The sequence below is a fragment of the Variovorax sp. OV700 genome, assembly GCF_900099805.1.
In the GTDB taxonomy this organism is placed as follows: Bacteria; Pseudomonadota; Gammaproteobacteria; order Burkholderiales; family Burkholderiaceae_C; genus Variovorax.
In genome coordinates this window covers 131,098-149,673 of record NZ_FNDR01000002.1, presented here as the reverse complement: position 1 = coordinate 149,673, position 18,576 = coordinate 131,098, and the positions used below count along the sequence as shown (strand labels likewise).

The following is an 18,576-nucleotide window of genomic DNA, read 5'->3' as shown; positions in this document are numbered from 1 at the left end:
TAGTGTTTTAATGTAGTTGATCCCACGCAAGAATCCTCTTTCAGCCCTCGATGCCACGCTCCTACGACACCCTGCGCAGCGCCCGCTGGTTCGCGCCCGACGACTTCCGCTCCTTCGGCCACCGCTCGCGGGTGATGCAGATGGGCTACGCGCCCACCGACTGGGTAGGCAAGCCGATCATCGCCATCGTCAACACGTGGAGCGACGCCAACCAGTGCCATTCGCACTTCAAGCAGCGCGTCGACGACGTCAAGCGCGGCATCTTCCAGGCGGGCGGCTTTCCGCTCGAGCTGCCGGCCATCTCGCTGTCCGAGAGCATGGTCAAGCCGACGACCATGCTCTACCGCAACTTCCTCGCAATGGAAACCGAGGAGCTGCTGCGCAGCCACCCGATCGACGGCGCGGTGCTGATGGGCGGCTGCGACAAGACCACGCCGGGCCTCACGATGGGCGCACTGAGCATGGGCCTGCCGTTCATCTATCTGCCCGCGGGCCCGATGCTGCGCGGCAACTGGCGGGGGCAGGTGCTGGGCTCCGGCTCGGACGCCTTCAAGTACTGGGACCAGCGCCGCGCCGGCCAATTGAGCGACCAGGCCTGGCAGGAGATGGAGGCCGGCATCGCGCGCAGCCATGGAACCTGCATGACCATGGGCACGGCGGCCACCATGATGGGCATTGCGGAGGCCGTGGGCTTCACGCTGCCGGGCGCCTCGAGCATTCCCGCGGCCGATGCCAACCACGTGCGCATGAGCGCCGAATGCGGCCGCCGCATCGTCGAGATGGTGTGGGACGACCTGACGCCCGCCAAGATGCTCACGCGCGACAACTTCGAGAACGGCATCGCCTGCGCCATGGCGATGGGATGCAGCACCAATGCCATCGTGCACTTGATCGCCATGTCGCGCCGCGCCGGCCATCCGGTCACGCTGGACGACTTCGATGCCGCGAGCCGCCGCGTGCCGGTGGTCGCCAACATCCGGCCGAGCGGCGACACCTACCTGATGGAAGACTTCTTCTATGCCGGCGGCCTGCCCGCGATGCTGGAGCGCATCCGCGGCCACCTGAAGACCGAGGCGCTCACCGTCAACGGCTGCACCATAGGCCGGAACATCGAGGGTGCCCAGGTGTTCAACGACGACGTCATCCGCCCGCTCGACAACCCCATCTATGCCGAAGGCGCGCTGGCCGTGCTGCGCGGCAACCTCGCTCCCGACGGCGTGGTGATCAAGCCCAGCGCCTGCGCACCGCACCTCTTGCAGCACACCGGCCGCGCGCTGGTGTTCGATGACTATCCCAGCCTGAAGAAAGCGGTGGACGACCCCTCGCTCGACGTGACCGGCGACGACATCCTGGTGCTTCGCAACGCCGGCCCGCGCGGCGCCGGCATGCCCGAGTGGGGCATGCTGCCGATCCCGACCAAGCTCTTGAAGCAAGGCGTGACCGACATGCTGCGCCTGTCGGACGCGCGCATGAGCGGCACCAGCTACGGCGGCTGCCTCTTGCACTGCTCGCCCGAGTCGGCCGTCGGCGGTCCGCTGGCGCTGGTGCGCACCGGCGACCGCATCCGCGTCGACGTGCCGCAGCGGCTCATCCACCTGGAAGTGAGCGACGAGGAACTGGCACGCCGCAAGGTCGCGTGGACGCCGCCCGCGCCGCGCTATGAGCGCGGCTACGGTTGGATGTTCGGCCGCCACATTCTGCAGGCCAACGAGGGCTGCGACTTCGACTTTCTCGAAACCACCTTCGGCCGGCCCGTGCCCGAACCCGACATCTTCTGAAGAACCCAACGGAGACCCATGTGAATCCCCAGACCCGCGAGAAGTTGATGAAGGTCAGCACCGCCACCCTGTGCACCGCGCTGTTCAAGCGCGGGCTGCGCAACCAGTTCATCCAGGACGTGCATCCGCTCAACGCGGCGCTGCCCAACATGGTCGGCGAGGCCTTCACGCTGCGCTACATGCCCGCGCGCGAAGACCTGAACCCGATCACCGTGTTCAACGACCGTAGCCATCCGCAGCGCCAGGCCGTGGAGCAGTGCCCCGAGGGGGCGGTGCTGCTGATGGACAGCCGCAAGGACGCGCGCGCCGCGTCGGCGGGCGGCATCCTGGTGAGCCGGCTCATGAAGCGCGGCGTGGCCGGCGTGGTCACCGACGGCGGCTTTCGCGACAGCCCCGACATCGCGAAGCTCGGCTTCCCCGCATACCACCAACGCCCGAGCGCACCGACCAACCTGACCTTGCACCAGGCCATCGACATCAACGTGCCCATCGGCTGCGGCGACGTGGCCGTGTGGCCCGGCGACGTGGTGGTGGGCGATGCCGAAGGCGTCATCGTGATTCCGGCCGACATTGCAGACGAGGTTGCGGCCGAGGCCACCGAGATGACCGTGTTCGAAGACTTCGTGCAGGAGAAGGTGCTCGAGGGCCGCTCCATCCTCGGCCTCTATCCGCCGACCGAGGAGCAAAGCCGCACCGAGTTCGCCGCCTGGCGCCAGGCCCGCGGCCGCTGAAGGCCCGCCTTTTCAACAGAGACATCGACAAAGAGAGACAAGACCATGCCCTTCATTCACCGCGCCGCGCGGCTGCTGTTCGCCGCATCCGCATCCGTCTTCGCACTGGCACCCGCCGTGGCGCTGGCGCAGGCCGAATGGCCCACTGCCAAGACCATCACCTACGTCGTGCCCTTCACGGCCGGCGGCTCGACCGACATCGTCGGCCGCATCCTCGCCAACAAGCTGGGCGAGAGCCTTCACCAGTCGGTGGTGGTGGACAACAAGCCGGGGCAGGCCGGTGGCATCGGCGCGGCCTACGTGGCCAAGGCCGCGCCCGACGGCTACACGCTGTTCGGCGGCACCATCAGCACGCACGCCATCAACGCGAGCCTCTACAAGAAGCTGCCCTACGACCCGATGAAGGACTTCGAGCCCGTCTCGCTGGTCGGCCGGCTGCCCAACGTGCTGATCGTCAACAGCCAGCTTGGCGTGAACTCGGTGGCCGAGCTGATCGCGCTGCTCAAGAAGGACGAATCGAAGCGCACCTTCGCGTCGTCGGGCGCCGGTACCTCGACGCACCTGGCGGGCGAAATGTTCGCCGACATGATCGGCGTGAAGCTCACGCACGTGCCGTACAAGGGCACGCCGCCCGCCATGACCGACGTTGCGTCAGGCCTGGTGCCCTTCATGTTCGACCAGGTGACCGCCGCGCTGCCGCTCGTCAAGAGCGGCAAGCTGAAGCTCTTGGCCGTGACCACCGGCAAGCGCATTGCGCTGGTGCCCGAACTGCCGACCATGATCGAATCGGGCGTGCCCGGTTTCGAGATGTCGTCATGGCAGGCGGTCTATGCGCCCAAGGGCACGCCCAAGCCCATCATCCAGCGCCTGAATGCCGAGATCGTGAAAGCGCTCAAGCAGCCCGACGTGCAGGCCAAGCTCTCCGGCCAGCTGGCGATGGACATCGCCGCCAGCACGCCCGAGGAACTGCGCGACCACATGGCGCGCGAGATTCCGCGCTGGGCCGAGCTGGTGAAGAAGTCGGGCGCGACTGCGGATTGAGGAGGTGCGGCGGCGCCTGGCTTGGCTGCCTGCGGTCTGGCGCAGGGCCTGGTCTCCCCGGCAGTGTCGCGCCTTTCATTCTTCGCGGCGCCACGCTGGTCGACCTGAAGATCTAGCGGTCGACTTCCCCCTTGTATGCGGCCAGGAACGCATCGGAAGACACCTGATCGGCCAGGGCCCTCAGGTTCGCAGCCGAGGCAGGGCCAAGGACCGCTTCGACCCGGTCATTGGCTGCGGCCCAGTGCGCCACGGCTTTTGACAGCCTGGCTTTGCCAAGCGGCGTGAGAACGCCGTGCTTGGTGCGCCGGTCCTTGGCATCGAGGCGCAGCTCGACCATGCCATCACGCACCAGCGGCCGCAGGGCATGGGTAAGGGCCGAAAGCTGGATCGCGAGCCGGCTCGCCAGATCCTGCAGCGCGGGTCCTTGTTGATCAGGACCCATGAGTTTGTGTATCTCTGCCATGAGCGCGAGTTGCGTGGCCTTGAGGTCCAGCGGCGCCAGTGCTTCGTCGTAGAGCTGGCCAAGCCGGCGGGCCGCGAGGCGCAGTGCCGTGTTCGTGCAGACCCGTCCGCCCAAGATGTCTTGCTCGTGTTCGCCGGGTTTGCTCCGGGTGCGTTTGGCATCGACAGGAGTGGTGGTGATTCCCATGATCAGAAAATGGTTGAGTGCCGAACCATCGGCAAGCGGCTGCGGTTCAAATCTACATTTGAGCCCTCAACTTATTTAGTTGAGCCCTCAATTTTATTCGAAAGCCTTCAATGACAACCCCCAACTCCAAGAAAGTCGCCCTTGTCACAGGGGCTTCCTCCGGCATCGGCGCCGTCTATGCGGATCGCCTCGCGGCGCGTGGATACGACCTGATTCTGGTAGCGCGGCGAGCCGACCGCCTCGAAGCGCTTTGCGCGCAAGTTTCGAAGACACACGGTATCAAAGCCGAAGCGATCGTGGCCGATCTGACCCAGGACGAGGACTTGTCGCGGATCGAGACGATTCTGTCCACCAACGCCGACGTGCGCGTCCTGGTGAACAATGCCGGCATTGCGCGGCTCGGCCCGGTGGCCCAGCGGTCCGCAGGCGATGCGCTGTCCCAGATCGCCCTCAACATCACGGCGTTGACGCGCCTGAGCCAAGCGGTCGTGCCGGCCTTCATCGCGCGAAAAGAGGGGGTGATCATCAACATCGCTTCCGTGCTGGCCATCCATTCGCTGCCCATCAGCGCCGTCTACAGCGGCACCAAGGCCTTCGTGCTGCAGTACAGCCGAGGCCTGCAGGAAGAGCTGGCCGGCACCGGCGTGAAGGTTCAGCTGGTCCTGCCGGCATCGACAGCCACCGAGATCTGGGATCTGTCGGGCGTGCCGCTGGCGGCCCTCAACCAGGACGCCTTGATGACGACCGAGCACATGGTCGATGCGGCGCTTGCGGGATGGGACCAGGGCGAAGCCGTCACGTGGCCCTCGGTCGCCGATGCGTCGCTGTGGGGAAAGTACGAGGCCGCGCGCTCCGAACTGTTCGCCGCCACCCAGGTCGGAACGCCGGCCCCGCGCTACCTCGTGGGCTGAGCCCACCTTTTTCTTTTTCATTCCATTTTTCGAGGACAGCCCATGCTTTTCGACGCCTTCTCCCTGCGCGCCATTCCGCTCAAGAACCGTGCCGTGATGTCGCCGCTCACCCGCAGCCGCGCGGTCGACAACAACACGCCCAACAGCCTGATGGCCACGTACTACGCCCAGCGCGCGAGCGCCGGCCTCATCATCACGGAAGGCACCTCGCCGTCGCCCAACGGCCTCGGCTACGCCCGGATCCCCGGCCTGTTCAACGACGCCCAGGTGCAAGGCTGGAAGCTCGTGACGGATGCAGTCCATGCCAAGGGCGGCAAGATCGTGGTCCAGCTCATGCACACCGGGCGCGTGAGCCACCAGGCCAACCTGCCGGCCGGCGCCGAAGTGCTCAGCGCTTCAGCGGAAACTTGCCCGGGCCAGATGTGGACGGACACCCAAGGCAGCCAGCCGCACACGCCGCCGCGCGCCATGACCGAGGCCGACATCCAGACCGCGGTCGGTGAGTACGCGACGGCCGCGCGCCTTGCCATCGAAGCCGGCTTCGACGGCATCGAGCTGCACGCGGCCAACGGCTACCTGCTCGAGCAATTCCTGAACGCCAACATCAACCGCCGCACCGACGGCTACGGCGGCACGGCTGAAGGGCGCAACCGGCTGGTGCTCGAGGTCGCCCGTGCGGCGGCGAAGGAGATCGGCGCCGAGCGCGTGGGCATCCGCCTGTCGCCGCACGGCGTGTTCAACGGCGCCGGCGCCTTCGAAGGCGTGGACGAACAGTACCTCGCGCTGGTGAAGGAGCTTTCTGCGCTCGGCCTCATGTACGTTCACGTGCTGGACCATTCGGCAATTGGCGCTCCACCGGTCCCGGCAAAGCTGAAGGTCGATCTGAAGGCGGCGTTCGACGGCCCCTTCATCCTCGCCGGCGGTCTCGACAAGGCCAGCGCACAACTGGCGCTGCGCGAAGGCCGCGCGGACCTGGCGGCCATGGGCAGGGCTTTCCTCGCCAACCCCGACCTCGTCGACCGCATGCGCCAGGACGCGCCGTTGAACGCGCCTGCTCCGGACACGTTCTACACGCCCGGCGCCAAGGGCTACACCGACTATCCGTCGCTTGCCGCTTAAGCGCCGAAGCGCACCCCAAGAAGGCTCAGAGGCCGCCCTGGCAGAGGTACTTGGTGTGCATGTAGTCGTCGAGACCGTGCACCGAGCCTTCGCGGCCGTAGCCTGATTCCTTCACGCCGCCGAAGGGAGCGGCCTCGGCGGCCAGGGCGCCTTCGTTGATGCCGACGATGCCCGATTCGAGCGCATCCGCCACGCGCCAGATGCGGCGCACGTCGGTCGAATAGAAATAGGCGGCCAGGCCGAAGGGCGTGTCGTTGGCGGCGGCGATCACCTCGGCCTCGGTGTCGAAGCGCGTGACCGGCACCACGGGCCCGAAGGTCTCCTCGCAGCTGCACTCCATCGTGGGGTCGGCATTCACCAGCACGGTGGGCGCGTAGTAGTTCGGGCCGTCGCAGCGCGCGGAGCGCAGCCGCTCGCCGCCGACCACGACGCGTGCGCCCCGCGCCACGGCGTCGCGCACATGGCGTTCGATCTTCTCGACCGCGCGCGCATTGATCATCGGGCCGATCTGCGAATCGGATTCGGTGGCAGGGCCGACCTTGAGCGCGCCCACCCGTGCCGCGAGCTTGTCGACGAAGGCGTCGTGCACCTTGGCCTGCACGAACACGCGGTTAGGGCACACGCAGGTCTGGCCGCCATTGCGGAACTTGGCGGCCATGAGGCCTTCGACAGCGGCATCGACGTCCGCGTCCTCGAAGACGATGAAGGGCGCGTTGCCGCCCAGCTCGAGCGACAGCTTCTTGAGCGTATCGGCCGAGGCCCGCGCCAGATGCTTGCCCACCGGCGTGGAGCCGGTGAAGCTGATCTTGCGCACGCGCGCATCGGCCAGCCACACGTCGACCACTTCGGGCGTGCGCTCGCGCGAGGCGGTCACGATGTTGAGCACACCTGCCGGTACGCCGGCTTCTTCGGCGAGCTTCACGAGCGCGAGCGAAGTCAGCGGCGTGTCCTCGGCCGGCTTGCAGACCACGGTGCAGCCCGCGGCCAACGCGGGCGCGATCTTGCGGGCAATCATGGCGGCCGGGAAGTTCCACGGCGTGATCGCGGCGACCACGCCGACCGGTTCCTTCACCGCGAGCATGCGGCGGCCCGTCACGGGCGCGGGAATCACGTCGCCATTGGCGCGCGTGGCTTCTTCGCCGAACCATTCGACGTAGCTGGCCGCATAGGCGACTTCGCCGCGGCCCTCGGCCAGCGGCTTGCCCTGTTCGCGCGAAATGAGGCGGCCCAGGTCTTCCTGGTGCGCGAGCATGAGGTCGTTCCAGCGCTTGAGAATCTGCGCGCGCTGCTTGGCCGGCACGGCGCGCCAGGCGGGGAAGGCGGCGTGCGCGGCAGCGACCGCGGCGCGCGCGTCGGCGGCCGTGCCGTCTGGCACGGTTGCGAAGACGCCATCGGTGGCGGGGTCGGTCACGTCGAGGCGGCGGCCATCGCTGGCATCGCGCCATTCGCCACCGATGAGCTGGCGGCCTGGCAGCAGGTCCTGGCGTTCAAGTGTCAGAGTCATGGTCAATTCAGGGTTCGTTGAGTTCGGTAAGGAGGTCCCTTCCAGGAACACCGCGGAACCGGCTTTGCCGGGCCGCTGGTGTTGCCCCCGGAGAGGGGGGTGGCGTAGCGACACGAAGTGCGCGAAGCCTGGGGGTGAGTCAATTCGCGACGCGCTCGGCAATCGCCATGCCCAGTTCGGTGGTCGAGGCCGTGCCACCCAGGTCGCGCGTGCGCGGCCCGTCGCGCAGTACCGCCTCGATTGCGCCGAGGATGGCGTCGTGCGCGGCGCGGCCCGCGCCCTGTCCCTGCGTGAGGAAGTCCAGCATCAGCGCGCCCGACCAGATCATCGCGATCGGGTTGGCGATGTTCTGGCCGTAGATGTCGGGCGCCGAGCCGTGCACCGGCTCGAACAGCGACGGAAACTTGCGGTCGGGGTTCAGGTTGGCCGAGGGCGCCAGGCCGATGGTGCCGGTGGTCGCCGGACCCAGGTCGGAGAGGATGTCGCCGAACAGGTTGCTCGCCACCACCACGTCGAAGCGCGTGGGCTGCAGCACGAAGCGCGCCGACAAGATGTCGATGTGCTGCTTGTCGCTCGTCACCTCGGGGTAGTCGCGGCCGATGGCGTCGGCGCGGCCGTCCCACCAGGGCATGCTGATGGCAATGCCGTTGCTCTTGGTGGCCACCGTGAGGTGCTTGCGCGCGCGGCTGTTCGCAAGTTCGTAGGCGTAGCGCAGCACGCGGTCGGTGCCGTGGCGCGAGAAGACCGATTCCTGGATCACGATCTCGCGCTCGGTGCCTTCGTACATCACGCCGCCGAGGGAGGTGTACTCGCCCTCGGTGTTCTCGCGCACCACCAGGTAGTCGATGTCGCCGGGCCTGCGGTTCGCGAGCGGGCAGGGCACGCCCTCGAACAGCCGCACCGGGCGCAGGTTGATGTACTGGTCGAACTCGCGGCGAAACTTCAGCAGCGATCCCCAGAGCGAGACATGGTCGGGCACCGTCTCGGGCCAGCCGACCGCGCCGAAGTAGAGCGCGTCGACGCCGCGCAGCTGCTCCTTCCAGTCGTCCGGCATCATCCGGCCATGCTCGGCGTAGTAGTCGCAGCTGGCCCAGTCGATGGTGCGGCAGTCGAGCTCGAAGCCGAAGCGCTCGGCCGCGGCCAGCACCACGCGCAGTCCCTCGGGCATCACTTCCTTGCCGATGCCGTCGCCGGCGATCAGCGCAATACGGAATGTGGGAATCATGCGTGTATCTCCCTGGTTGGGTGGGCCGCTGCCGCTGTCGCAGCCGCGTGGTCCATGTCGTCGAGCCAGCCGCGGCGCAGCTCGGGCACCGAACGCGCGAGCAGCTGGTAGTAGGGGTGGTGCGGACCGCGGTCGTAGTCGGCGCGCGCCACCTGCGAGAGCTTGCGGCCGTGCTGCATCACCACGATCTCGTCGCACACCGAGCGCACGGTGTGCAGATCGTGGCTGATGAACAGGTAGGACACGCCGAGCTCGCGCCGCAGTTCGGCCATGAGGTCGAGCACCGCCGCGGCCACCACGGTATCGAGTGCCGAGGTCACCTCGTCGCACAGGATCAGGTCGGGCTCGGCCGCCAGCGCACGCGCCAGGTTCACGCGCTGCTTCTGCCCGCCGGAGAGTCCGCCCGGCAGGCGATTGGCCACCGAGCGCGGCAGCTTCACCAGATCGAGCAGCTCGAAGATGCGCTGCTTGAGGGGCTCGCCGCGCAAGCCCTTGTAGAACTGCAGCGGCCGCGCGAGGATGCGCCAGATGGTCTGCGATGGGTTCAGCGCTGTGTCGGCCATCTGGAACACGATCTGGATGCGACGCAGCTCTTCGGGGCTGCGCTGCTGCAGCGTGGGCTTGAGCTCGTGTCCGTCGAACATGACGTTGCCGTGGCAGGGCTTCAGCAGGCCCGCGACGGCGCGTGCCAGCGTGGTCTTGCCGGAGCCCGATTCGCCGATCACGCCGATGGCCTGGCCGCGGTAGAGCTTCAGGTTGATGTCTTGGAGGATCAGCTTGGCCGGCTGGCCCTTGGCGTCCACCGCGCCGTAGCCGCACGAAAGCTCATTCACCTGCAGGAGCAGCGCCGAATCACCCGAGGCCTGGCCCGAAGCGCGCACCGCGGGGCGCGCTGCCGCGAGCAGACACTTGGTGTAATCGTCCACCGGGGCGGAGAGGATCTGCTCGGTGGCGTTGAGCTCGCTCATCTTGCCGTTGCGCAGCACCAGGATGTGGTCGGCCATCTGCGCCACCACGGCCAGGTCGTGGCTCACGTACACGGCGGTGGCACGGCGCTCGCGCACCACGCGGCGGAAGGCGCGCAGCACCTCGATCTGCGTGGTCACGTCCAGCGCGGTGGTTGGCTCGTCGAGGATCACGAGGTCCGGGTCGCCGATCAGCGCCATGGCTGCCATCAGCCGCTGCAGCTGCCCGCCGGAGACCTGGTGCGGATAGCGCGAGCCGATGTTGTCCGGGTCGGGCAGCGCCAGTTCGCGGAACAGCTGCACCGCCTTCGCCTCGGCCTCGGCCCGCTTGCACAGGCCGTGGATGACGGTCGGCTCGACGACCTGGTCCATGATCGTGCGCGAGGGGTTGAAGGAGGCGGCCGCGCTCTGAGCGATGTAGGAGACCGTGCGGCCGCGCAGACTGCGCTGCCGCGCCGCATCGAGTGCCAGCACGTCGGTGTCGCCGATCTGGACCCGGCCAGCCGCGATGCGGCAGCCGTGGCGTGCATAGCCCATCAGCGCGAGCGCGGTGGTGGTCTTGCCGGAACCCGACTCGCCGATCAGCGCCAGCACCTCGCCGGGCTGCACGGAAAAGCTCAAGTCATCGACCAGCGTGCTGTCGCCCGCCACGATGCGGAGTCCCTGGACAGTGAGTGGTGCGCCCATCAGCGTGCTCCTCGTTCGCGGGCGGTGCGGCCCGGCAGGTTGTCGATCACAAGGTTGACCGCGATGGTCAGGCTCGCGATGGCGAGCGCAGGCACGATCACCGAGGCGCCGCCCATGGCCAGCGCGCCGATGTTCTCGCGCACCAGTGACCCCCAGTCGGCCGCCGGCGGCTGGATGCCCAGGCCGAGAAAGCTCAGGCTCGCCAGCAGCAGCACGACGTAGACGAAACGCAAGCCGAGGTCGGCCAGCATCGGGCCCAGAATGTTGGGCAGGATCTCGCGCAGCATGATGTAAAGCGTGCCCTCGCCGCGCGTGCGCGCCACGGTCACGTAGTCGAGCGCGTTGATGTTGACGGCCAGCGAGCGCGCCATGCGGTAGGCGCCGGGCACGTAGATGATGCCCGCCGTGACCACCAGCATCGGCACCGAGGAGCCGAAGCCCGCCACCATGATGAGCGCGAACATCTTGCTCGGGATTGCCGTGAGCGTGTCGAGGCCGCGGCTGAGCACCGCGTCGATCCAGCGGCCGCTGGCGGCGGCCAGCAGCGCCAGCGTGATGCCGGTTCCGCTGGCCAGCAGCGTGGCAAACAACGCGACGCCGATCGTGTAGCGCGCCCCCTCGATGATGAGCGCCAGCATGTCGCGGCCGAGGTAGTCGGTGCCCAGCCAGTGCGTCGCGCTCATCGGTGCGAAGACGTTCGAGGTGCCCGTGGCCGCCGTGCCGTTCGAGAGCAGCCAGGGGCCGAGCAGCGCCGCGAGCAGCCAGAACAGCAGCACCGCAAGGCCGAGCAGGCCCGATGGGCCGAAGCCGGCGAGCCAGCGCAGCGGACCGCCGCGGCGCTCTTGCGGCATGGGCGCGAGGGAAGCCGTGGCGCTCACGACCGTGGGAGATGTGGACGTTTCCATGGAGCTTCCTTCAGCGGTGCCGCAGCCGCGGGTTGGCGAGGATGCCGCAGATGTCGGCCGTCGTCACCAGGATCAGGTAGGCGCAGCAAAAGATCATGGCGCAGGTTTGCACCAGCGGCATGTCGCGCTGCGAGACACCGTCGACCATCAGCTTGGCGATGCCGGGGTAGTTAAAGATGGTCTCGACGATGATTACGCCGCCGAGCAGGTACGACAGGCTCAGCGCCACGGCGTTGGCAATCGGGCCCACCGCATTGGGCAGCGCGTGCGCCAGCACCATGCGCATCGGCGAGGCGCCCTTGAGCCGCACCATCTCGATGTAGGGGGCTTCGAGCTGATCGATCACCGCGGCGCGCGTCATGCGCATCATCTGCGCGATGATCACGCAGCACAGCACCAGCACCGGCATCGCGAAGGCGCGCAGCAACTGGCCCAGCGACTCGATGTCATTGACGAACGAGAGCGCCGGCAGCCAGCGCAGCTGGACCGCGAACACCAGCACCGCCAGCGTCGCGACCAGGAACTCCGGCACCGACACCACGCCCACGGCCGTTGTCGAGGCGGCGCGGTCGAACCAGGAGCCGCGCCAGACCGCCGAGGCGATGCCGAGCGCCAGCGCGATCGGCACCGAGAACAGCGCCGTGACGGCGGCCAGCAGCAGCGAGTTGGGCAGGCGGCTGGCGATCAGCTCGGCCACCGGCATCTGCGTGGTCGCGGAGAGGCCGGGGTCGCCCTTCACCATGCCGAACAGCCACTTGGCGTAGCGTTCGGGCGCCGGCACGTCCAGGCCCATCTGCGCGCGCAGCGCGGCCACGGCCTCGGGCGTGGCGTCCTGGCCGAGCTGTTCCTGCGCGGCATCGCCGGGCAGCACCGCGGTGATCGCGAACACGATCACCGATACCGTCAGCAGCGACAGAAGCGCCAGCGCGATGCGCTGGACGAGAAGCTTCAGGATGACATGGTTCATTTCGATGCTCCCAGAGTCGAGACGAGCGGCGGCGGGCGCGTTATGCCTCCAGCCATACGTTCTCGGCGAAGTTGTAGCCCATGAGGCCGCCCAGCGGGATCGGCGACAGGCCCTTGAGCTTGGAGCTGTGGCCGTCGAGACTCGAGAGGAACAGCGGGATGCCGATGCCTGCGTCCTGGTGGATCATGGTCTGCATGTCGGCGTACATCTGCTTGCGCTTGGCCAGGTCGATCTCGGCGCGCGAGGCCAGCAGCAGCTGGTCGAACTTATCGCTCTTCCAGCGCGACTCGTTCCACGCCGCACCCGACTGGAAGAACTGCGTCAGCAGCACGTCGGCGCTCGGGCGCGGGTTCACGTTGCCGAAGCCCACGTGGCTGTTGAGCCAGTGGTTCGACCAATAACCGTCGGCCGGCATGCGCTTGATGTCGATCTCCAGCCCCGCGCGCTGCGCCGTTTGCTGCAGCAGCAGCGCCATCTCCACCGAGTACAGCGCCGCGGGCGAGGCCACCATCGGCACCTTGCCGGTGATGCCGGACTTCTGCAGGTGGAACTTCGCCTTGTCCAGGTCGAAGGGGCGCTGCGGCAGGCCGGCGAAGTAGAAGCGGTTGGTCGGATCGATCGGCTGGTCGTTGGCGACCACCGCGTAGTCGAGCGCAATGGTCTTCTTCATCTGCTCGCGGTCGAACAGGTGCTTCATGCCAAGCACGAAGTCGGGGTTGGCACCAGGGCCCACGTCCTTGCGCATGATGAGGTCGGAGTACTGTCCGGACTGGGTGACCAGGATGCCGAAGCCGGGCGTCCCCTTCACGCGCTCCACCGAACGCGGGTTGACCGAGCCGACCAGGTCCAAGCCGCCCGACAGCAGCGCGTTGACGCGCGCGCTCTCGTCGCCGATGCCCACGAACTCGATCTCGTCGAGGTAGGGCTTGCCGGGCTTCCAGTAGGCGTCGTTGCGCACCATCAGCGAGCGCACGCCGGGCTTGAATTCCTTGAGCTTGTAGGGGCCGGTGCCGATGCCGGCATTGAAGTCGGTGGTGCCTTCCTTGACGATTTGGAAGTGGAAGGTTCCCAGGATCACCGGCAGGTCGGCGTTGGGCGCGCTGAGCACGAAGGTCACTTCATTGGCGCCGGTGGCCTTGGCACTCTCGATCTGGTCGGCGAGCACCTTGGCCTTGGAGGCGGTGGCCGGGTCCTTGTGGCGCATGACCGAGAACACCACGTCGGCCGGCGTGAGCGCCTTGCCGTCGTGGAAGGTCACGCCCTTGCGCAGCGTGAAGACCCAGGTCTTGGCGTCCTTGGTGGTGAACGATTCGGCCAGCGCGGGCTGCGGCGTGAGGCTGGCGTCCAGCGAGGTCAGGCCGTTGTAGACCATGTTGCAGCGCGAGTAGTCGGTCTGGTTCGACTGCTTGGCCGGATCGAGCGTGTCCGTGGCGGCGGCGGTGGCGCCCGCCACCCGGATGCGGCCGCCCTTCCTGGGCGTCTGCGCATGGGCGGACACCGCCATGCCGGCGAGGCTGCCGGCCAGGGTGGCCTGCATGCCACCGGCCATCAGCATGGCGAGGATGTCACGCCTGGAGGCGCCGCGTTTCAGCGAATCCATCACGCGAAGGCTTTCGCCGGGACCGACGAGGTTTTCGAACCTCTTGTTGCTGCTGTCGCTCATGGTGGGGTACTCCTGTGGGGCCGATGACTGAGGGTTGAAGAACAAACAAACGCGGAACGAAAACGATGGACTCTCGCGGCGCTCAGGCCAGCTTGTCCTTGAGCGAGTAGTAAAGCCCGACCGCCGGCAGGAACCAGGGCGGGCCGAAGTGGCCGGGAATGGCAGGCCAGTCGCGGCCCTGCCAGGGGTTGGCGCGGGCGTCGCCGTTCATCACGGCGGCCATGCGCTCGCCCATGTGGACCGACATCTGCGTGCCATGGCCGCTGTAGCCCATGGCGTAGTAGAGGCCGTTGCGCTCGCCGGCGTGGGGCAGGCGGTCTTGCGTCATGTCGACCAGTCCGCCCCAGCAATAGTCCAGCCGCGCGTCGCCGAGCTGCGGAAAGGTTTCGGCCAGCCCTGCGCGCAGGATCTCGCCGCTTGCGGCGTCGGCCTGCAGGCTGGAAACAGAAAAGCGCGCACGGCCGCCGAACACCAGCCGATGGTCGGGCGTGAGCCGGAAGTAGTGATGGATGTTCGCCACCGTCGTGTAGGTGCGGCGGGCCGCGAGCAGCGCCTGCGCACGTTCCGCGCCGAGCGGCTCGGTCACGATGATGAAGCTGCCGATGGGCACGATGCGCCGGCGCAGCCACCCGAAGCTGCCGTAGCCGCCGTGGCGCGTGGCGCCGGTGGCCAGCAGCACCTGCTCCGCGGCGACGGTGCCGCCGGCGGTGTGCAGCCGGTGCGCATGGCTCTGGCCCACGCGTTCGATGCGGTTGACCATGGTGCCGGTGTGGATCTGCGCGCCGTGGCGCTGCGCGGCTTCGGCCAGCCCCTGGGCGAAGCGGCCCATGTGCATCTGGCCGCTGCGCTTGTAGAGCAGGCCGCCATGAAAACGCTCGCTCTGCACCTCGCTGCGCACTTGCGCCGCATCGAGGATCTCGACGTCGGTGTCCACGCCGTCGGCGGTCAGGCGCCGTGCGCTGTTTTCGAGCGCGGCCATCTGGTTGGCGCGCGTCGCGAGCTTGAGCTTGCCATGGCGCATGAAGTCGCAGTCGATGGCCTCGTCGCGCACCAGCCGCGCCACGGTGTCCACCGCGTCGTCGTAGGCGCGGTACCAGGCCCGAGCCTTCTCGACGCCCACTTTGGCCGCCACGTCTGCGTAATCCACGGCCAGCCCGTTGTTCACGTGGCCGCCATTGCGCCCCGACGCCTCGGCTGCCACGCGCGAGCCGGCCTCCAGCACCGCGACGGTGGCGCCGCGCTTGGCGAGCGCGAGCGCCGCCGAGAGCCCGGTGAAGCCGCCGCCCACGATCGCGATGTCGACCTGCGCCGGCAGTGCATGCACTGCCGGCGTGAAGGCCGGCGTGGAATCGGTCCAGTAGGAGTCGAGCTTCATGGCGTGGGGCGTTCGAACGTGCAGAAAAAGATCAGAGGCCGACGACGCCGGGCAGGCCGCCGATGTCCTTGATTTCGGTGTAGCGGTAGGCCGGGTTGCCCGGGCCATGGCCGCGATTGACGAACACCTTGTTGACGATGCCGATGTCGTCCGCCGACATCAGGTCGTAGCGCAGGCTCGACGACACGTGCAGAACGTCTTCCGGGTTGCAGCCCAGCGAGTCGAGCATGTACTCGAAGGCCTGCAGGCGCGGCTTGTAGGCTTGTGCCTGCTGCGCGGTGTAGACGCGGTGGAACGGTGCGCCGAGCATGGCCACGTTCTTCTGGATCTGGTCGTCCGAGGCGTTCGACAAAATCACCAGCGGGATTTCCTTGGCCACCTTGGCCAGGCCTGCCGCCACGTCGTCGTGCGGGCTCCAGGTGGGCACTGCGTCGTAGATCTTCTGCGCGTCCAGGTCGAAGTACTGGATCTTCCATTTCTTGCAGAGGCGCCGCACTGCGTTCTTCAGCACCACCTCGTAGGGCTTCCAGTCGCCCAGAACCTCGTCGAAGCGATAGGCGGTGAAGTCGGCATGGAACTCGGCCATGCGCTCGGCCGGAACGCGGTCGGCGAAAAGGTCGGCGGCCATCTCCTTCATGCGGAACCGGGTGAGGGTGCCGTAGCAGTCGAAGGTGACGTATTTGGGACGGAAGGTCATGGTCTCGGTTCCTGTTTCAAGGGTGGTAAATGCGACAAACTCATTACGAAGCGATTGCAGCACGGTGTCGATCGAGGCATGTAGGGAAAAACGGTGCCTGACGAAGTGAAGCTGCGGTTTGCGGGGCCGGCGACGGCATGCCGTGCGGTGTGCCCTGCGTGCGTGCGGCCATGCACCTCAGTGCGTCGCGGCGAGCTCGAAGAGCACGCTTTTGAAGCGCAGATTGGCTTCGAACGCACGGCACCTCCGGCTCTTGCCGAAGGGTGTTGAACGGAGCGAAGACATGCATGGCGGAAGGTCATTGAAAGTGGCCGTCGATCCTAGGCAGGATGGCTCAGCATTTGTGTGCGTATGCGGGCGCGCCGCCGCAGCGAATTGCGAAACCGCACCGCCCGGCAACCGAAGCTTGCAAGTTGCGAAACAGACCGAATTCGCTATGGTGCGGCGCCGCAATGTCGTCCAAGATGGATGCGCCATTCCTTCGCAACAGAGAGTTTTCCCCATGCCCGAACCTATTTCGAACGCACCCGCCCCGGATGGCGTGGTGTTCAGACCGATGACGGCCGCCGACCTTCCGCATGCGCATGCGCTGTCCGCCGAACTGCGGTGGCCGCATCGTCCCGCGGACTGGGAGCAGGTGTTCTCGCACGCGGAAGGCATTGCGGTCGAACGCGACGGCGAGCTCATCGCGACCGGCCTGCGCTGGCTCTGGGGCAAGAGCCACGCCACCATCGGCCTGGTGATCGTCTCGCCCGCTTGCCAGGGCCGCCGCATCGGGCACCGCCTCATGAACGCGTTGCTCGACGGTCTCGACAAGCGCACGGTGCTGCTGCATGCGACAGCGGAAGGGCGTGGCCTCTATGAGCGGCTGGGCTTCGTGCGTACCGGCGAGATGCGGCAGCACCAGGGCGTTGCGCTGCCGGCACCGCTGATTGGGCTGCAGCCCGGTTGGCGCTTGCGGCCCGCCGGCCTCAACGAGTTGCCAGCGCTGCAGGCGCTCGACGCAGCGGCGCGGGGCATGCCGCGCGACGCGCTCATCGCGGAACTGCTGCAAAACGCCGATGCCTGCGTGGTGCTCGACCACGACAACGAGCCGAAGGGCTTCGCGATGCTGCGGCGCTTCGGCCGCGGCCATGTCATCGGGCCGGTGGTCGCGCCCGACGCCGAGGGTGCGAAGGCGCTGATCGCGCATCTTGCGGGCCTGAATGCAGGCAACTTCACGCGCATCGACATCGACTTCGACAGCGGCCTGGCCGAATGGCTCGAGAGCATCGGCCTCTTGCGCGTGGATGCGCCAACGACGATGGTGCGCGGCGAATCGCTTGCGGTGCCGGCAGAAGGGCCGTCGCTGTTCGCCATCGTGACGCAGGCCGTGGGTTGAAGGCGGAGCCATGATGCAGACCACCACCTTTCTCTACAAGTCCGACCCCGTGCGCGGCCGCCAGTGGGCCGAGGTGTTCGGACGCCACCGGCCCGACATCGACTTTCGCATCTGGCCCGACATCGGCGACCCGGCACGGGTGCGCTTTCTCGCGGCCTGGGTGCCGCCGGACGACTTGGCCGCGCGCTTTCCGAATCTCGAAGTGCTGTTTTCCTCGGGCGCCGGTGTCGATCAGTTCGACTTTGCGGCGCTGCCGCCCGAATTGCCCGTGGTGCGCATGGTCGAGCCCGGCATCGTGCGCGGCATGGTCGAGTATGTGACGCACGCGGTGCTCGGCCTGCATCGCGACATGCCGCAGTACCGCCGCCAGCAGCAGGAAGGGCAGTGGAAGCCGCTGCCCGTGCGGCCCGCAGGCGAGCGGCGCGTGGGCGTGCTGGGGCTGGGCTCGCTCGGTCAGGCGGTGCTGGCGCAGCTGGTCTCGCTGGGTTTCGACTGCGCGGGATGGAGCCGCTCGCAGCATGAAGTCGATGGCGTGCAATGCCATGCGGGCGCCGACGAGCTGCCCGCCTTTCTTGCGCGCACCGACATCCTCGTGTGCCTGCTGCCGCTCACCGATTCGACGCGCGGCTTTCTCGATGCGAAGCTGTTCTCGATGCTGCCCAAGGGCGCGGGGCTGGTGCACGTGGGCCGCGGGCCGCACCTGGTGGAGCGCGACTTTCTGGATGCGCTCGCCAGCGGGCAGATCGGCGATGCAGTGCTCGACGTGACCGACCCCGAACCGCTGCCGCCCACGCATGCCTTCTGGCGCCATCCGCGCATCGAACTCACGCCGCACATCGCGAGCATGACGCAGCCGCTGAGCGCCGCCGAAGCCTTGCTCGACAACCTGCGCCGCTTCGAAGCCGGCGAGCCGATGGTCGGGCTTGTGGATCGCACGCGGGGCTACTGAAAAGCCCACCGCATGATCTGCTGTGGCGC

The 18,576-nt window shown here is 67.7% G+C and carries 16 protein-coding genes; 7 read left to right on the top strand and 9 right to left on the bottom strand.

Going from position 1 to position 18,576, the window contains the following annotated elements:
• The first annotated feature begins 50 nt into the window (after positions 1 to 50).
• From araD to BLR24_RS04260, 3 genes are read left to right on the top strand one after another with little or no spacing between them, the layout of a single operon-like run.
• The gene (gene araD / locus BLR24_RS04270) at positions 51 to 1,778 is read left to right on the top strand and encodes an L-arabinonate dehydratase (protein WP_093013214.1); all 1,728 of its coding nucleotides are present in this window, start codon (positions 51 to 53) and stop codon (positions 1,776 to 1,778) included.
• A 20-nt stretch (positions 1,779 to 1,798) separates the two neighbouring features.
• The gene (locus BLR24_RS04265; RefSeq protein WP_093013211.1) at positions 1,799 to 2,509 is read left to right on the top strand and encodes a ribonuclease activity regulator RraA; all 711 of its coding nucleotides are present in this window, start codon (positions 1,799 to 1,801) and stop codon (positions 2,507 to 2,509) included.
• Between the two features lie 45 nt (positions 2,510 to 2,554).
• Complete coding sequence (locus BLR24_RS04260) at positions 2,555 to 3,550, top strand: Bug family tripartite tricarboxylate transporter substrate binding protein (RefSeq protein ID WP_093013209.1); 996 nt, start codon at positions 2,555 to 2,557, stop codon at positions 3,548 to 3,550.
• Between the two features lie 112 nt (positions 3,551 to 3,662).
• Here BLR24_RS04260 and BLR24_RS04255 read toward each other — a convergent pair whose 3' ends face one another.
• A complete protein-coding gene (locus tag BLR24_RS04255; RefSeq protein ID WP_093013206.1) occupies positions 3,663 to 4,199 on the bottom strand; it encodes a MarR family winged helix-turn-helix transcriptional regulator in 537 nt (178 codons plus the stop codon).
• Between the two features lie 110 nt (positions 4,200 to 4,309).
• Between BLR24_RS04255 and BLR24_RS04250 the strand changes: the two genes are divergently transcribed.
• Both BLR24_RS04250 and BLR24_RS04245 read left to right on the top strand, forming a co-directional pair.
• Positions 4,310 to 5,110 (top strand): SDR family NAD(P)-dependent oxidoreductase, encoded by an 801-nt coding sequence (locus tag BLR24_RS04250; RefSeq protein WP_093013203.1) that lies wholly within the window; start codon positions 4,310 to 4,312, stop codon positions 5,108 to 5,110.
• 42 nt (positions 5,111 to 5,152) lie between these two features.
• Positions 5,153 to 6,229 (top strand): alkene reductase, encoded by a 1,077-nt coding sequence (locus BLR24_RS04245; RefSeq protein ID WP_093013200.1) that lies wholly within the window; start codon positions 5,153 to 5,155, stop codon positions 6,227 to 6,229.
• 25 nt (positions 6,230 to 6,254) lie between these two features.
• On the opposite strand, the gene BLR24_RS04240 is transcribed toward BLR24_RS04245, so the two are convergent.
• The 8 genes from BLR24_RS04240 to BLR24_RS04205 all read right to left on the bottom strand — a co-directional run bounded on the left by BLR24_RS04240 (position 6,255) and on the right by BLR24_RS04205 (position 16,217).
• Positions 6,255 to 7,733, bottom strand: a complete 1,479-nt coding sequence (locus tag BLR24_RS04240) for an NAD-dependent succinate-semialdehyde dehydrogenase (RefSeq protein WP_093013197.1) — start codon at positions 7,731 to 7,733, stop codon at positions 6,255 to 6,257.
• Positions 7,734 to 7,872: 139 nt separating this feature from the next.
• Positions 7,873 to 8,958, bottom strand: a complete 1,086-nt coding sequence (locus BLR24_RS04235; protein ID WP_093013194.1) for a tartrate dehydrogenase — start codon at positions 8,956 to 8,958, stop codon at positions 7,873 to 7,875.
• On the bottom strand, positions 8,955 to 10,610 hold the full coding sequence (locus BLR24_RS04230; RefSeq protein ID WP_093013191.1) for an ABC transporter ATP-binding protein: 1,656 nt from the start codon (positions 10,608 to 10,610) through the stop codon (positions 8,955 to 8,957). The genes BLR24_RS04235 and BLR24_RS04230 overlap by 4 nt, the downstream gene beginning before the upstream one ends.
• A complete protein-coding gene (locus BLR24_RS04225; RefSeq protein ID WP_093013188.1) occupies positions 10,610 to 11,515 on the bottom strand; it encodes an ABC transporter permease in 906 nt (301 codons plus the stop codon). Before BLR24_RS04225 ends, BLR24_RS04230 begins: the two co-directional genes overlap by 1 nt.
• Positions 11,516 to 11,525: 10 nt before the next feature.
• The gene (locus BLR24_RS04220; RefSeq protein WP_093013185.1) at positions 11,526 to 12,482 is read right to left on the bottom strand and encodes an ABC transporter permease; all 957 of its coding nucleotides are present in this window, start codon (positions 12,480 to 12,482) and stop codon (positions 11,526 to 11,528) included.
• A 40-nt stretch (positions 12,483 to 12,522) separates the two neighbouring features.
• A complete protein-coding gene (locus tag BLR24_RS04215) occupies positions 12,523 to 14,145 on the bottom strand; it encodes an ABC transporter substrate-binding protein (RefSeq protein WP_093013182.1) in 1,623 nt (540 codons plus the stop codon).
• Between the two features lie 82 nt (positions 14,146 to 14,227).
• A complete protein-coding gene (locus BLR24_RS04210) occupies positions 14,228 to 15,520 on the bottom strand; it encodes an NAD(P)/FAD-dependent oxidoreductase (protein WP_093013179.1) in 1,293 nt (430 codons plus the stop codon).
• Between the two features lie 31 nt (positions 15,521 to 15,551).
• Positions 15,552 to 16,217 (bottom strand): haloacid dehalogenase type II, encoded by a 666-nt coding sequence (locus tag BLR24_RS04205; RefSeq protein WP_055795106.1) that lies wholly within the window; start codon positions 16,215 to 16,217, stop codon positions 15,552 to 15,554.
• Between the two features lie 502 nt (positions 16,218 to 16,719).
• Here BLR24_RS04205 and BLR24_RS04200 point away from each other — a divergent pair.
• Both BLR24_RS04200 and BLR24_RS04195 read left to right on the top strand, forming a co-directional pair.
• A complete protein-coding gene (locus tag BLR24_RS04200) occupies positions 16,720 to 17,598 on the top strand; it encodes a GNAT family N-acetyltransferase (RefSeq protein ID WP_093013176.1) in 879 nt (292 codons plus the stop codon).
• Between the two features lie 13 nt (positions 17,599 to 17,611).
• Positions 17,612 to 18,547: a 2-hydroxyacid dehydrogenase gene (locus BLR24_RS04195; RefSeq protein WP_093014663.1), complete on the top strand. Its 936-nt coding sequence runs from the start codon at positions 17,612 to 17,614 to the stop codon at positions 18,545 to 18,547.
• Positions 18,548 to 18,576 lie beyond the last annotated feature (29 nt).